Annotated in this window: 11 protein-coding genes; 8 read left to right on the forward strand and 3 right to left on the reverse strand. The window is 71.6% G+C overall.

The features are described from left to right. Nucleotides 1-19 precede the first annotated feature (19 nt). The 5 genes from ACFY8U_RS31320 (at nt 20) to ACFY8U_RS31340 (ending at nt 5,225) form a co-directional block, all read left to right on the forward strand. Nucleotides 20-886: an ABC transporter permease gene (locus ACFY8U_RS31320; RefSeq protein WP_389575604.1), complete on the forward strand. Its 867-nt coding sequence runs from the start codon at nt 20-22 to the stop codon at nt 884-886. Further along, on the forward strand, nt 859-1,590 hold the full coding sequence (locus ACFY8U_RS31325) for an ABC transporter ATP-binding protein (RefSeq protein ID WP_361597697.1): 732 nt from the start codon (nt 859-861) through the stop codon (nt 1,588-1,590). The genes ACFY8U_RS31320 and ACFY8U_RS31325 overlap by 28 nt, the downstream gene beginning before the upstream one ends. A 225-nt stretch (nt 1,591-1,815) precedes the next feature. Beyond that, the gene (locus tag ACFY8U_RS31330) at nt 1,816-2,853 is read left to right on the forward strand and encodes an ABC transporter substrate-binding protein (RefSeq protein WP_389575605.1); all 1,038 of its coding nucleotides are present in this window, start codon (nt 1,816-1,818) and stop codon (nt 2,851-2,853) included. Then, complete coding sequence (locus ACFY8U_RS31335) at nt 2,853-4,064, forward strand: LLM class flavin-dependent oxidoreductase (RefSeq protein WP_389575606.1); 1,212 nt, start codon at nt 2,853-2,855, stop codon at nt 4,062-4,064. The genes ACFY8U_RS31330 and ACFY8U_RS31335 overlap by 1 nt, the downstream gene beginning before the upstream one ends. A gap of 57 nt (nt 4,065-4,121) precedes the next feature. Next, complete coding sequence (locus ACFY8U_RS31340) at nt 4,122-5,225, forward strand: NAD(P)-binding domain-containing protein (protein ID WP_389575607.1); 1,104 nt, start codon at nt 4,122-4,124, stop codon at nt 5,223-5,225. Nucleotide 5,226: 1 nt separating this feature from the next. Here the strand turns inward: ACFY8U_RS31340 and mltG are convergent, their stop codons facing one another. Together mltG and ACFY8U_RS31350 are read right to left on the reverse strand one after the other, a co-directional pair. Then, the gene (mltG, locus tag ACFY8U_RS31345; RefSeq protein ID WP_389575608.1) at nt 5,227-6,102 is read right to left on the reverse strand and encodes an endolytic transglycosylase MltG; all 876 of its coding nucleotides are present in this window, start codon (nt 6,100-6,102) and stop codon (nt 5,227-5,229) included. Nucleotides 6,103-6,422: 320 nt separating this feature from the next. Beyond that, on the reverse strand, nt 6,423-8,258 hold the full coding sequence (locus ACFY8U_RS31350; RefSeq protein WP_389575609.1) for an ABC transporter ATP-binding protein: 1,836 nt from the start codon (nt 8,256-8,258) through the stop codon (nt 6,423-6,425). A gap of 95 nt (nt 8,259-8,353) precedes the next feature. Between ACFY8U_RS31350 and ACFY8U_RS31355 the strand changes: the two genes are divergently transcribed. The 3 genes from ACFY8U_RS31355 to ACFY8U_RS31365 all read left to right on the forward strand — a co-directional run bounded on the left by ACFY8U_RS31355 (nt 8,354) and on the right by ACFY8U_RS31365 (nt 13,461). After that, on the forward strand, nt 8,354-8,797 hold the full coding sequence (locus tag ACFY8U_RS31355; RefSeq protein ID WP_361437753.1) for a MarR family transcriptional regulator: 444 nt from the start codon (nt 8,354-8,356) through the stop codon (nt 8,795-8,797). Between the two features lie 36 nt (nt 8,798-8,833). Further along, nucleotides 8,834-11,761 (forward strand): FAD-binding and (Fe-S)-binding domain-containing protein, encoded by a 2,928-nt coding sequence (locus ACFY8U_RS31360; RefSeq protein ID WP_389575610.1) that lies wholly within the window; start codon nt 8,834-8,836, stop codon nt 11,759-11,761. Between the two features lie 275 nt (nt 11,762-12,036). After that, complete coding sequence (locus ACFY8U_RS31365) at nt 12,037-13,461, forward strand: Gfo/Idh/MocA family protein (protein WP_389575611.1); 1,425 nt, start codon at nt 12,037-12,039, stop codon at nt 13,459-13,461. 68 nt (nt 13,462-13,529) lie between these two features. Here ACFY8U_RS31365 and ACFY8U_RS31370 read toward each other — a convergent pair whose 3' ends face one another. Further along, nucleotides 13,530-15,158, reverse strand: coding sequence for a peptide-N4-asparagine amidase (locus ACFY8U_RS31370; RefSeq protein WP_389575612.1), 1,629 nt, complete (start codon nt 15,156-15,158; stop codon nt 13,530-13,532). Between the last annotated feature and the right edge of the window lie 164 nt (nt 15,159-15,322).

Below are 15,322 nucleotides of genomic sequence, written 5' to 3' on the forward strand. Positions count from 1 at the left end.
CTCCTCCGGAGCCTCCTTCATGACGGTCGGTCATGCCCCACCCAAAACCTTGAGCGATATTTCGCCTATTTCAGAAGTCGAGGAGATTGTCTCGGCAGCCCGGAAGGGTGCCCGACGCCGGCTCGCCGTGCCGCGCTGGCTGCGCCGCACCGTCGGCCCCCTCCTCCTGCTCGTCTCCTGGCAGGTGCTCAGCTCCACCGGAGTCCTGCCGCCCGACGTTCTCGCCTCCCCGGGCACCATCGCCCGGGCCGGCGGCGAACTGGTCGTGGACGGCACCCTGCCGTACGCCATGGGCGTGTCGCTCCAACGCGTCGCCGTCGGCCTGCTGTTGGGCGGTACCGTCGGCGTCTCGCTCGCCCTCGTCTCCGGACTCTCGCGGCTCGGCGAGGACCTCGTCGACGCGACCGTGCAGATGCTGCGGACCGTCCCCTGGGTCGGCCTCATCCCGCTGTTCATCATCTGGCTGGGCATCGGCGAGGCGCCCAAGGTGGCGCTCATCGCGCTCGGCGTCGCCTTCCACCTGTACCTCAACGTGTACGCCGGAATCCGTGGTGTCGATGCCCAACTGGTCGAGGCGGGCGAATCGTTGGGGCTCGGGCGCTGGGGGCTGATCCGCCATGTGGTGCTGCCAGGCGCCCTGCCGGGAGCGATGACCGGACTGCGGTACTCGCTGGCGACCGCCTGGCTCGCGCTCGTCTTCGGCGAGTCGATCAACGCCGACGCCGGCATCGGCTTCCTCATGAACCAGGCGCGCGAGTTCTTCCGTACCGACGTCATCGTCGTCTGCCTCGTCGTCTACGCCTTCCTCGGCCTGCTGGCCGACGCCGTCGTCCGTACTCTCGAAAGGCTGCTGCTGCAATGGCGACCGACCTTCACCGGGCAGTGACCATCGAGGGGCTGACCCGCTCCTTCGACGGCCGTCCTGTCATCGACCACCTCGATCTGACCCTGCGCGCCGGCGAGTTCACCGTGCTCCTCGGGCACAGCGGCTGCGGCAAGTCCACTCTGCTGAGGGTTCTCGCTGGGCTCGACCGGGACATCTCCGGTACCGTCCTCGTCCCCAAGCGCCGCGCCGTCGCCTTCCAGGCCCCGCGCCTCATGCCGTGGAAGCGCGTGTGGCGCAACGTACTCCTGGGCCTGCCCGGCAGGCCCGAACGGGCCGTCGCGGAGCGGGCGTTGGAGGAGGTCGGGCTCGGTCACCGCTCGGGCGCGTGGCCCAAGACCCTGTCCGGCGGCGAGGCGCAGCGCGCGTCGCTCGCCCGCGCTCTCGTGCGGGAGCCTGATCTGCTGCTGCTCGACGAGCCGTTCGGAGCCCTCGACGCGCTCACCCGGATCAAGGCGCAGCGGCTGGTCGCCGAGTTGTGGCAGCGGCGCGGCTGCGCGGTGCTGCTCGTGACGCACGATGTCGAGGAGGCGCTGCTCCTCGCCGACCGGGTCCTCGTGATGCGGGACGGTGTCATCGCGTACGACTCTCCCGTCGGCCTCGATCGTCCCCGCCGGGCCGGGGACCCCGCCTTCGCCGCCCTGCGCTCCCGTCTCCTCGCCGAACTCGGCGTCGAGGCGGAACTCCCCGCCGCGCAGGCCGCCTGACCGCGCCGCCACCAGGCGCCCCGGTCGCCAAGCCGCCGGGCCCCCTGGTCCGTCGGCTTCCGCGGCGGCAAGGCCCCCCACCGTCCGTCGGCCTCCGCGGCAGCCAGGGCCGCCAGGTCCGGCGGATCGCCAGGTAGGCACGCCTCCGCAGCCAGGTCCCAGGCCCCGCCCCCTCGACCGTCCAAGCCCCCCGCCCACGCCACCCGAATCGGAAGACCCACGCCCATGAAGCGTTCCCTCCTGCCCGCCGCCCTTCTCCTCCCTCTCGCCCTGCTCGCCTCCGCCTGCTCCTCCCCCTCCTCCGCCGACTCCGGATCCGGCTCGGGCTCCGACGGCAAGGGCTCCGTCGTCCTCCGGGTCGGCGACCAGAAGGGCGGTGCGGAAGCAGTTCTCCGCGCCGCCGGCGAACTCGACGATCTGCCCTACCGCGTCACCTGGTCGACCTTCACCTCCGGCCCGCCGCTCCTGGAGGCCGTCAACGCCAAGGCCGTCGACATCGGGGCCGTCGGCAACACCCCGCCCGTCTTCGCCGCCGGAGCCGACTCGAAGATCACCGTGGTCGCGGCCACCCATGGTGACTCCGCCGGCGAGGCGATCCTGGTCGCCGAGGACTCCCCGCTGCGCACACCCCGGGACCTCAAGGGCCGGACGGTCGCCGTGGCCCAAGGCAGCTCCGCCCACTTCCAGCTGATCGCCTCACTGAAGAAGGCAGGGCTCTCCCTCGACGACGTCAAGGTGAGCCTGCTCCAGCCCGCCGACGCGCTCGCCGCATTCACCAGCGGCAAGGTCGACGCCTGGGCGGTCTGGGACCCGTACACCTCGCAGGTGCTCACGAGCGGCAAGGCCCGCGTGCTCACCGACGGCCGGGGCGTCGTCAACGGGCTCGGCTTCCAGGTCGCCGCGCCCGCCGCGCTCGCCGACAAGGAGAAGGCCGCGGCGATCGGCGACTACATCGAGCGGCTGCGCCGCGCCCAGGACTGGGTCTACGACCACCCCGAGGCGTGGGCGAAGGTCTGGGCGAAGGAGACCGGGCTGCCCTACGACGTCGCGCTCGCCGCGGTGAAGCGCAGCAACGGCACCCGGATCGCGGTCGCCCTCGACAAGGAGGCCATCGCCTCCGAGCAGGAGATCGCCGACACCTTCGCCGAACTGAAGCTGATTCCGAGGACGTTCCGCTTCGCCGACTACGTCGACACCCGCTTCAACAAGAACCTGCCGCCGTCCACCACCCCGGCGCGCAGCTACGGAAAGGGCTCCTCCTGATGACCGTCCATCTGCACTGGTTCCTGCCGACCGGAGGCGACGGCCGTACCCTCGTCGACCGGCACGCCTACACCGACGGCGGTATCACCCGGTCCCGGGCCGTGACCGGCGTGCGCGCCCCCGACATCGACTATCTGGCGCAGATCGCCAAGGCCGCCGAGCAGTTGGGCTTCGAGGCCGTGCTGACGCCGACCGGGACGTGGTGCGAGGACGCCTGGCTGACGACGGCGGCGCTCGCCCAGCACACGGAGCGGCTCAAGTTCCTCGTGGCGTTCCGGCCGGGGGTGATCTCGCCCGTACTCGCGGCGCAGATGGCCGCCACGTACCAGCGGATCACCCGGGGACGGCTGCTGCTCAACGTCGTGACCGGCGGCGACTCGGTGGAGCAGCGCCGTTTCGGCGACCATCTGGACCACGACCGGCGCTATGCCCGTACGGCCGAGTTCCTCTCGGTGGTCCGCGGCGCGTGGACCGGGCAGCCGTACGACTTCGAGGGCGAGCACTACCAGGTGGAGGGGGCGCTCACCGCGCTGCCGCCGGACCCGCTGCCGGAGATCTTCTTCGGCGGCTCGTCGGCGGCGGCCGGGCCGGTCGCCGCCGCGCACGCGGATGTGTATCTGACCTGGGGCGAGCCGCCGTGGCAGGTCAAGGAGAAGATCGACTGGATCCGGCGGCTCGCGGAGGAGCGCGGGCGTGAGGTGCGGTTCGGCGTCCGGCTGCACACGATCTCGCGGGACTCCGCGCGCGAGGCATGGGCGGTCGCGGACCGGCTGCTCTCGGACCTCGACGCCGAGACGATCGCGGCGGCACAGCAGACGCTCGGCCGGAGCGAGTCCGTCGGCCAGCAGCGGATGGTGGCGCTGCACGGCGGCGGCTCGCTGGAGCGCGACAAGCTGGAGATCGCGCCGAACCTGTGGGCCGGAGTGGGTCTCGTACGGGGAGGGGCCGGCACCGCGCTGGTGGGCAGCCACGCCGATGTCGCCGACCGGATCGAGGAGTACCACGACCTGGGTGTGGAGCACTTCGTGCTCTCCGGGTACCCGCATCTGGAGGAGGCGTACTGGTTCGGGGAGGGCGTCACCCCGGAGCTGGCGGCGCGCGGCCTGCTGCCGCGGATCCCGGCATCGCCGCTGCTCGGAGTCCCGGCGGCCAACGGCCGTCCGGCCTCGGCACCCGGTGGCGCTCCGCTCCTCGTGGCCGGAGGGCGGTGACGGAGGGCCTTCGGTCGTGTCGGGAAGATCCCGGCCCGCTCCTCGGTTGGTGGAATCGTGAACGATTTCGGGGTTGAGAGCGGGCAGGACGTACGAGACGTCGACGTGGTCGTGATCGGTGCCGGGCAGGCGGGGCTCTCCGCCGCCTACCATCTGCGCCGCACGGGCCTCGCGCCCGATCGCGACTTCGTCGTCCTCGACCACGCCCCGCGCCCCGGCGGGGCGTGGCAGTTCCGCTGGCCCTCGCTCACGTACGGCAAGGTCCACGGGATGCACGCGCTGCCGGGGATGGAGCTGACCGGCGCCGACGACAGCCGGCCTTCGTCCGAGGTGATCGCCGCGTACTTCACGGCGTACGAGGAGCGCTTCGATCTGCGCGTCCACCGGCCCGTGGAGGTGAGCGCCGTACGGGAGGGCGAGCGCGGACGGCTGCTCGTGGAGACCTCGGAGGGGACGTACGCCACCCGCGCCCTGATCAACGCGACCGGTACCTGGGACCGGCCCTTCTGGCCCCGCTACCAGGGCCAGGAGACCTTCCGGGGCCGCCAGCTGCACACCGCGAACTACCCCGGTCCCGAGGAGTTCGCGGGTCAGCGGGTGATCGTGGTCGGCGGCGGTGCGTCGGGCACGCAGCACCTGATGGAGATCGCCGAGGTCGCGGCGGGGACGACGTGGGTGACCCGGCGAGAGCCCGTCTACCGCGAGGGGCCCTTCGGCGAGATGCAGGGCCGGGCGGCGGTCGCGATGGTCGAGGAGCGGGTACGGCGCGGTCTGCCGCCGCAGAGCGTCGTCTCCGTCACCGGGCTGCCGCTCACCGACGCGATCCGCAGCGCACGGGAGCGCGGCGTCCTGGACCGCAACCCGATGTTCGACCGGATCACGCCGACCGGCGTGGCCTGGACCGACGGCCGGACCGTGGACGCCGATGTGATCCTCTGGGCGACCGGCTTCCGGGCCGCCATCGACCACCTCGCCCCGCTCAGGCTCCGCGAGCCGGGCGGCGGCATCCGGGTGGAGGGCACCCGGGCGGTACGGGACGAGCGCGTCCATCTCGTCGGCTACGGGCCTTCGGCCTCGACGATCGGCGCCAACCGGGCCGGCCGCGCGGCCGTCGCCGAGATCCGCCGCCTGCTGGAGCGGGCGCCCGTGGCGACCGCGTAGGTCAGCCCTGCTTCGCCGCGCGGCGAAGCGCGTTGAACTCCTCGACGTTCGCCTGGTGTTCGGCGTAGTCGGCGGTGAAGCGGGTGTCACCCGGCTTCACGGTCACGAAGTACAGCCAGTCGCCTTCGGCGGGTTCGATCGACGCGGACATCGCCTGCTCCCCCGGGTTCCCGATCGGGGTGGGCGGCAGGCCGGGACGCTCGTAGGTGTTGTACGGGCTGTCGATCTTGGTGTCGGCGTGGGTGGTGTCGACGGTGGAGCGCCCCATGGCGTAGTTCAGCGTGGAGTCCATCTGGAGTGCCATGCCCTTGGCGAGCCGGTTGTAGACGACGCGGGCGACCTTGCCCATGTCCTCGTCGGTGTCGGCCTCCGCCTGCACGATGCTGGCGATGATCACCGTCTGGTGCACGCTCACCCCGTTGCGCTGGGCGCCCGCGGTGATGTGGTCGGCGCCGAAGCGTTTCCCCGCCGTCCGGACCATGTAGGACAGCAGGCTCTCCGGGGTCGTCGCGGCAGCCACCGGGTACGTCGCCGGGAAGAGGTACCCCTCGGGGTTCCCCTGGGCGGCGACCGGCAGACCGAGAGCGGTGGCCGGGGCGTCCGCGACGCTGCGGGTGGTGCCCTCGGCGAGACCGAGGGAGCGGTCGACGGCGGCATAGACCTGGCCGGCCCGCCAGCCCTCCGGGACGAGCAGGGTGCGCTTCTTCTCGGGAACGGGGACGGGGGCACGCTCGTCCTCGCCGAAGAGCAGGATCAAGGGGATGGTGATGGCCGCGGCCGCGGCGATGCCCGCCCCCAGGAGCACGGCGAACCGGCCGAGCCGGGTGAGCCGGGGACGGCGGCGACGGTGTTCGGGCTGCCAGGACCGGTACGTCATGAGCGCACGCTAACCCGGGCCGCCCGCGAAACCGGGGAGCCCCGCACGCGGCGGCGCCGCCGACCCCCTGGGACGGGGGACCGACGGCGCCGCTTTCCTGCCGGGCGTGAGGGTCAGACGAGCCAGCCCAGGAAGTGGAAGACGCCGGCGAGCAGGTTGGTGATGACGTTCATGGTGGTGCGTTCTCCTTGTGCAGGTGCATCTGTGGGACGCCTGTGCGACATCCGTGGGACAGTGCGCGGTCGCGGTCTGCAGCCCGTCGCTTGCGCACCGTAATCATCAGTCGTCACAAGGAAGTTGAGCAACGGAATCGGGAACGATCACACGTTCTGGGGAACAACCGCTCCCGCGTTCGTGTGTTCGTCACGGCGCACCAGGGCCGCGTACCGGCCGTCGCGGGCGAGAAGTTCGTCGTGGGTGCCGCGCTCGGCGATCCGGCCGGCTTCGAGGACCATGATCTGGTCCGCGTCCCGGACGGTGGAGAGCCGGTGGGCGATGGTGATGGTGGTCCGTCCGGCGGAGAGGGCGTCGATCGCCTGCTGCACCGCGTGTTCGGTGCGGGTGTCCAGCGCGCTGGTCGCCTCGTCGAGGATGAGCACGGGCGGGTCGCGCAGGATGGTGCGGGCGATCGCGAGGCGCTGCTTCTCGCCGCCCGAGAAGCGGTAGCCGCGCTCGCCCACGAGGGTGTCGTACCCCTCGGGCAGGCCGGCGATGTGGTCGTGGATCTGCGCGGCGCGGGCGGCGGCGCGGATCTCCTCGTCCGTGGCGTCGGGCTTGGCGAAGCGCAGGTTGTCCGCGACGGACGCGTGGAAGAGGTACGTCTCCTGGGAGACCACGCCGACCGCGCGGGCGAGGGTGTCGAAGTCGAGGTCGCGGACGTCGACGCCGTCGATCAGGACCCGGCCGCCGGTCACGTCGTAGAGCCGGGGCACGAGATAGCTGAGGGTGGACTTGCCCGATCCGGTCGGTCCGACGACGGCGAGGCTGCCGCCGGCCGGGACGGCCAGGTCGATGGAGTCGAGCGTCGGACGGCCGGCACCCTCGGGGTCGTAACGGAAGTCGACGTTCTCGAACGTCACCTCGCCGCTGATCTTCTCCAGCCGGACCGGGTTCTCGGGCTCGGTGATGTCGACGGGGAGGTCGAGGTACTCGAAGATCCGCTGGAAGAGGGCGAGGGAGGTCTGCATCTGGACGCCGGTGGACAGCAGGCTCACCGCGGGCCGGAAGAGGCCCTGCTGGAGCGAGACGAAGGCGACGAGCGTGCCCAGCGAGATGGCCGGGCCTCCGGCCTGGAGGGCGAAGCCCGCGGCCCAGTAGATCAGCGCGGGCATGGCGGCCATGACGATGCCTATCGTCGACATCCGCCAGCGTCCGGCCATGGAGGAGCGCACTTCGAGGTCGACGAGGCGCTCGGACTCCTCGGCGAAGGACTTCGTCAGCGAGTCGGAACGGCCCATGGTGCGGCCGAGCAGGATGCCGCTCACGGAGAGCGACTCGGTGACGGTGGCGGCCATGGCGGCCATCTGCTTCTGCCGCTGGGTGGTGATCTTCTTACGCTCGCGGCCGACCCGGCGGCTGATCCAGACGAAGACCGGCAGCAGGAGCAGCGAGACGACGGTGAGCCGCCAGTCGAGCGCGAGCATGGCGACGACGGTGGCGACGACGGCGGTCAGGTTCGAGACGAGGGAGGTGGCGGTCGACGTGACCGTCGCCTGCATGCCGCCGATGTCGTTGGCGATCCGGGACTGGACCTCGCCGGTCCGCGTCCGGGTGAAGAAGGCCAGCGGCATGCGCTGCAGCTGTGCGTAGACCGCGGTGCGCAGGTCGTGCATCACGCGCTGGCCGACCGTGGTGGAGATGAGGGTCTGGAGCACGCCGAAGACGCTCGTCATCACGGCGGTGACGATCATGCCGAGGGCGAGCAGGCTCAGCAGCCCGGTGCGGCCCTGCGGGATCGCGGTGTCGAGGATCTCCTTGAGGAGGAACGGCGACGCCACCGTCACCAGGGACGAGGCGCCGACGAGCAGGCCGACGACGGCGAGCCGGCCGCGGTAGGGACGGAAGAGCCGCAGGATGCGCCGCGTCTGCGCGGGCTCCTTCGGCTGCGCGGGATCGCGCGGTGGAGGTGTCCATTCGGACTCTTCGTGGTGACGCATGGGCTCCTACGAGAGGTGAGAGTGGTCAAGTCGATCAGAGCATAGCTCATTGTTACCTATACTCACAATGAACCAGGTCCTGATAATGTTCCCCCATGAACACCCCCGACGCGGACGGCCTTCTCGCCGAGCAGCTGCTGCGCCTCACCCGACGGCTGCAGCGCAGCCAGAAGCGGCTGCTCGAGCCGGTCGGCATCACCCCCGCCCAGTCCCGGCTGCTGCGCACGGTCGCGCACTACGAGCACCCGCCCCGGATGGCCGATCTCGCCGAGCGCCTCGAGGTCGTCCCCCGGGCCGTCACGAGCCTCGTGGACGGTCTGGAAGCCGCCGGCCGGGTGCGCCGCGTCCCCGATCCGACCAACAGACGGGTGGTCAGGATCGAGCTCACCGACGACGGACGCGGGACGCTCCGCGCGTTGCGGAGCGCGCGCAGGGCGGCCGCAGAGGACATCCTTGCTCCATTGACCGTCGATCAGCGTGAGGTGCTCGGAGGTCTGCTGTCCGCTCTGGTCGACCACGTGCCGGAGCGCCGCTGCTGACCGCGCGGGTACCGGGGCGCCGAGGGGAGCCGTGACATGCCACTGCTGGAGCCGAACCCGCGGGCCCTGCGCACCGGTACGAAGCGGACTCCGGCCCCCGACCGGGTCCCCGATCTGCAGTCCGGGGGGACTCCGCGCCTGATGCGGGAGGAGCTGGTCGCACTCCTCGGCCGCGAGAAGGTGCTCTCGAAGATCTCCGACCTGGTGCGGTACGCCTCCGACGCCAGCCCCTACCGCTTCGTACCGCAGGTCGTGGTGGTCGCCGAGGACATCGACGACATCTCCGCCCTCCTCTCCTACGCCCACGGCAAGGGCCGCGAGGTCGTCTTCCGGGCGGCCGGGACGAGTCTGAACGGACAGGCGCAGGGGGAGGACATCCTCGTCGACGTGCGCCGTCACTGGGCGGGGGTCGAGGTCCTCGACGGCGGCGCCCGCGCCCGGATCCGCCCCGGCACCACGGTCGCCCGGGCCAACGCCGCCCTCGCCCGCCACGGCCGGATCCTCGGGCCCGACCCCGCGAGCGCCGTCGCCTGCACGATCGGCGGAGTGGTCGCCAACAACGCCTCGGGCATGACGGCCGGGACGACCAGGAACTCGTACCGTACGGTCGCCTCGCTCACGTTCGTGCTGCCGAGCGGCACCGTGGTCGACACCGGCCACCCGGCCGCCGACGAGGAGCTCGCGCGCGCCGAGCCCCGGTTGTGCGCCGGTCTGATGGAGCTCAAGGCCGAGATCGAGGCCGATCCGGAGCTGGTCGCCCGGATCCGTGCCAAGTACGCCATCAAGAACACCAACGGCTACCGCCTGGACGCCTTCCTGGACGGCGACACGCCGGTGCGGATCCTGCGCGGCCTGATGGTCGGCTCGGAGGGGACGTTCGGCTTCATCTCGGAGGTCGTCTTCGACACGCTGCCGCTGGAGCGGCAGGTCTCCACCGCGCTGCTGTTCTTCCCGTCGCTGCCGGCGGCGGCCGCCGCCGTGCCTCGTTTCAACGAGGCGGGGGCGATCGCGGTCGAGCTGATGGACGGCAACACCCTGCGCGCCTCGGTCAGCGTCTCCGGGGTCCCGGCCGACTGGGCGGAGCTCCCCAAGGAGACGGCGGCGCTGCTCGTGGAGTTCCGCGCCGCGGACAGCGCCTCGCAGGAGGTGTACGAGCGGGCCGCCGCGACGGTCCTCGAAGGGATCGAGCTCGTGGCGCCGGTCGCCTCGGTGGACAACGCGTTCACCCGCGACCCGGGCACGATCGCCGGGTACTGGAAGGCCCGCAAGGCGTTCGTGACCGCGGTGGGCGGCTCGCGCCCGTCCGGTACGACACTGATCACCGAGGACTTCGCCGTACCGCCCGACCGGCTCTCGGACGCCTGCGCCGACCTCCTCGAACTGCAGGCCCGGCACGGTTTCGACGCGGCCGTGGCCGGTCATGCCGCCCACGGCAACCTGCACTTCCTGCTGGCCTTCGACGCCGCCGCCCCCCGGGACGTGGCGCGCTACGCCGCGTTCATGGACGAGTTCTGCAAGCTGACGGTGGAGCGGTTCGACGGCTCGCTCAAGGCCGAGCACGCCACCGGCCGCAACATCGCCCCCTTCCTGGAGCTGGAGTGGGGTACGAAGGCGACGGAACTGATGTGGCGGACCAAGGAGGTCATCGATCCCGACGGTGTGCTCGCGCCGCGGATCGTCCTCGACCGTGACCCGCAGGCGCATCTCCGTGGTCTCAAGACGATCCCGAAGGTGGAGGCGATCGCCGACCCGTGCATCGAGTGCGGCTTCTGCGAACCGACCTGTCCGAGCCAGGATCTGACGACCACTCCGCGCCAGCGCATCGTGCTGCGCCGGGAGATGATGCGGCAGAGCGACGGCTCCGCGGTGGAGGCGAGCCTCCTGGAGTCGTACGGCTACGACGCCGTGGACACCTGCGCCGGTGACTCCACGTGCAAGCTGGCCTGCCCCGTCGGGATCGACACCGGGGCGCTGATGAAGGAGTTCCGCCATCAGCGGCACTCGCCGCGTGAGGAGCGGATCGCGGCCCTCGCGGCCAGGAACTTCCGTGCCGTGGAGGCCTCGGCCCGCCTCGCCGTCGCGGTGGCCGACCGGATCGGCGACCGCGCCCTGGGCGCGGTGACGGGCACGGCGCGCAGGGCGGTGCGGCCCGATCTCGTACCGGAGTGGCTGCCGGAGATCCCGGGCGCCGCCCCGCGCCGCCTCCCCCGCACCCACCGCCCGGCGGCGGTCGCCGTCTACTACCCGGCCTGTGTGAACCGGATCTTCGGCGCGCCGGAGGGCGTGCGCGGGCCGTCCCTCCCCGACGCGATGGTGGCCCTCTCCGGCAGGGCGGGCAGGCCGGTGTGGATCCCGGGCGACGTGGCCGGTACGTGCTGCGCCACGATCTGGCACTCGAAGGGGTACGAGCGCGGCAACGAGGTGATGGCCAACCGGATCGTCGAGGCGGCCTGGGGCTGGACGGCGGGCGGGCGGTTGCCTCTGGTGGTCGACGCGTCCTCCTGCACGCTCGGGATCGCCCACGAGGTGGTGCCGTATCTCACCGACGACAACCGGGAGTTGCACGCGGAGCTGACGGTCGTCGACTCACTGGTGTGGGCGGCGGACGAGCTGCTGCCCCGGCTCGACGTGCGCCGCACGGTGGGCTCGGCGGTGGTGCATCCGACCTGTTCCATGCGGCATCTGGGGGACGAGGAGCAGCTGACGGAGCTGGCCCGGGCCTGTGCCGAGGATGTCGTCGTGCCGGCCGACGCGGGCTGCTGCGCCTTCGCGGGAGACCGGGGCATGCTCCATCCGGAGCTGACGGAATCGGCCACCGCGCGTGAGGCGTCCGAAGTGACGGCGCGCCCGTTCGACCTGCATCTGTCGGCGAACCGGATGTGCGAGATCGGCATGGAGCGGGCGACGGGCCGGAGCTACCAGTCGGTGCTCCTGGCGCTGGAGCGCGCGACACGACCGGCGTGAGGTGGTCTGCGCGACACGGCCGTCGCCGACGCGGCCCCCGTGGCACGGGCTGCCCGACCGGGCCCTGACGCCCCGTCCGGCACGACGAGGGTCCCTTACCCCATGTGGGTGAGGGACCCTCGTCGTCCGCATGGTCCGGCGACCGACCCGGAATGGAAGAGTCCAACTACCCGTCGGAAGAGTCCAAACCGCCCCCTTGCGCACCACCAGTCTCAACGACCAGGGTCCTTTGCGGGATTCATGAGCCAGCCGTGCACACAGCTACTGGAGGTTCCATGAACGACAACGCACCGCAGCCACCGAGCCGTCGCTCCGTCCTGCGGACCACGGCCGGGGTCGCGGGAGCGGGCATCGGCCTCGGCGCGCTGGGCGCCGGCAACGCCGAGGCCGCCTCGCCCGAGGCCGCCTCGCCCGGGGCCGCCTCGCCCGAGGCCGCCCGGGCCCCCCGGCGCAGAGGCGCCACCATGGCCGGCGTCCCCTTCGGGAGGCGCTCCACGGTCCGGGTCGGGATCGTCGGCCTCGGCAACCGGGGCGGCAGCATGATCGACCTCTTCCTCGTCCTCCCCTGGGTGCGGGTGGTGGCGATCTGCGACCCGGTCAAGGACAAGGCGGAGCGTGCCGCGGCCAAGGTCGTCGCCGCCGGACAGCCCTCCCCCGCCGTGTACACGAAGGGCGAGGACGACTACGAGAACCTCTGCAAGCGCTCGGACCTCGACTTCGTCTATGTGGCGACGCCCTGGGAGACGCACTTCGCGATGGCGCGGGCGGCGATGCTGAACGGCAAGCACGTCGGCGTGGAGTGTCCGGTCGCGATGACGCTCGAAGACCTGTGGGAACTGGTCGACCTCTCCGAGGAGACCCGCCGCCACTGCATGCAGCTCGAGAACTGCTGCTACGGCCGCAACGAGATGCGGGTCCTGCGGATGGCCCACGCGGGCAAGTTCGGGGATCTGCTGCACGGGGCGGGGGCGTACAACCACGATCTGCGCGAGCTGATGTTCTCGCCGACGTACTACGAGGGCCCATGGCGCCGGATCTGGCACACCAAGCTGCGGGGCGATCTCTACCCCAACCACGGCTTCGGTCCTGTCGCCAACTACATGGACGTCAACCGGGGCGACCGCGTGGTGAGCATCAGCAGCTTCGGGACACCGGCGCTGGGCCTCGCCCAGTACCGGGCGGAGAACACGCCGCCGGGTGACCCGAGCTGGAAGGAGACGTACGTCGGGAGCGACCGGACGATCAGTCTGGTCCAGACGGCGAAGGGGCGCGTGATCCGGCTGGAGCACGATGTCTCGACCCCGCACCCGTACAGCAGGATCAACAGCCTGGGCGGTACCCGGGGTGTGTTCGAGGACTACCCGGCCCGGGTCTATCTGGAGCCGGACCACAAGGGACACCAGTGGGGCGACTTCGGTGCGTACGCCACGGAGTTCGACCACTGGCTCTGGAAGGAGCACTCCAATCCGCCCGGCGGGCACGGGGGAATGGACTACATCATGGTCTACCGGCTGATGCAGACCATGCAGCTCGGACTGGTCCCCGACTTCGACGTCTACGACGCGGCGGTGTGGACGGCTCCGGTGCCGCTGAGCCACGCCTCGATCAAGGCGAAGGGCGCGCCCCAGGCGATCCCGGACTTCACCCGCGGTGAGTGGAAGAAGTCGCGGTCCGGCGTGGACTCGGCCAAACCGGCATAGCGGCGGACGCACGCGGGGCCCGGCAGCACAGGCCGGGCCCCGCCACCCGTCGTCGGCCGCACTGCGGCTCAGCAGCGCAGCCGGTCCTCCGTGACCGTCCCCTGCGCCGTCCTCACGCTGCGGTCGTGGCAGCCGTCGGAGCCGTGGAGCCGGTAGCGGTCGGACGTCGTCCCGACCGCGTGCCGCTGGTCGCGCGGCACACCGGTGGTGTAGGTGGCGTCCCCGGCGTAGCTGTGGTCGAGGTGCGACCAGGAGAGCCGCTTGCCGCCCCGTACGACCTCGGTGCGGGCGCGGTCGCCGAGTGCCAGCACGGTCCTCAGGCGGTCGCCCGCGCCGATGGTCGTCTCGCCGTCCATCGTGTACGTGCGGTGGGTGCGGGTGCTCGTGCGTCCGACGGTCACGGTCTCGTCGTCGGTCCACCGTGCGGTGAGTGCGTCGGGGTTCTCGCTCTCGGCCCAGCGGTGCACGGAGGTGTGCGCCAGGGTCCGCGTGACGGTGGTGTCGACGCGGCCGTGCGAGGTGTTCAGATGCCCGGCGACGGTGAGGGCGTGCCCGCCTTCGGTGTCGACCCGGTGTTCCGCACCCGGCGTGTGCACGGAGGCGTTGCGCGGCGCGGTCTCGTGGTGGCGGTCGAGCCCTCCGGTGACCACGGCGCTGTCCTCGTCCTGCCAGAGCAGGATGTTGGTCGGGGTGCTCCAGCCGGTCCGTCCTGCGGGGAGGCCCGCGACCGACACCTCGACCCGGTGGGCGCGGCCGTCGTTGAGGAGGCCCGCGAAGGGGGTCAGGTCGTAGACGATCGGCTGGACGTCGAAGGCGCGGGGGCCGGGAGTGACGTACCAGAGGAAGGGGTTGGACCAGCCCCCCGTCCAGACGGTCGGGAAGGGGGCGGCGATGCCCGCTGTCCGTCCGTCGACGGAGATCCGGACCTCGCGGTACGGCCCGTCGGTCGCCTTGCAGGAGTACGGGGCCGCGTCGGGCACGGTCAGGTACCAGTACTCCTCGCAGCCGCCGCCGGAGCCGGTCGCGTACACCTCGGCGAGGATGCGTTCGGTGTTGCGCGGGGTGGTCAGGCTCGTGGAGTCGAGCGGCATCACCCGGTCGGGCGTACCGGCCGCGGGCTTCACCGCGCCTCGGGCGGCGTAGAAGGTGAGCGTGACGCGGACGTCGAGGACGCCGGTGTACGTCTCGTTCACGACATTGCCGATGAGCATCTCGACCGGCTGGGGGCGGGCGAGCGTGTCGCGGTAGCGGGTGACGTCCTTCTCCACCGACCAGCGGATGCCGTCGGGCGAGGGCTGGGGCGTGGAGGTGCGGAGGATCTCCACGCCGCCGACGGAGACATGGCCGAGGCGGTCGTACTGACGCCCCTTCACCTCTCCGTCGAGGCGGAGGACGACCTTGCTCCAGCGGGTGCCACACTCCTTCGGAGGTGCGTAACTCCCTTGGTACGGCGTGAAATCGCGGAACTGGGCCGCCGCGAGCAGGACCTCGCAGGATCGGGTCGGCGGCTTGGTCACCGGCGGGTCGGCGGTCAGCGGGTCGTGCCAGTCGCTGCCGAACTCGGCGGGCGGCGGATCGGTCGTGGCGGCCGGGGTCCGGTCGGCCGGAGCGATCGCGGCCGCCGGGTGCGCCGTGAGCAGGGTGCCGGCGGCCAGGACGAGGCCACCGATCATGCTCATGATCTTCTGATGTCTCATGGGTCGCGAGTGAAGCGCGGGGCGTCGGAGGCGTCCAGGGGGCGTGTGCGACCTTGGCGCGTTCTGTGCGCCTTCGTGAATAAATCGATTGCAGAGGGCCGTCCCGCGGCGCGAACCTTGCACGGTTTGCGCCACTCGGCGAGGAGACCGGAAAGCCCTGGGAC

The sequence above is a fragment of the Streptomyces sp. NPDC012508 genome, assembly GCF_042902595.1.
Classification (GTDB): domain Bacteria; phylum Actinomycetota; class Actinomycetes; order Streptomycetales; family Streptomycetaceae; genus Streptomyces.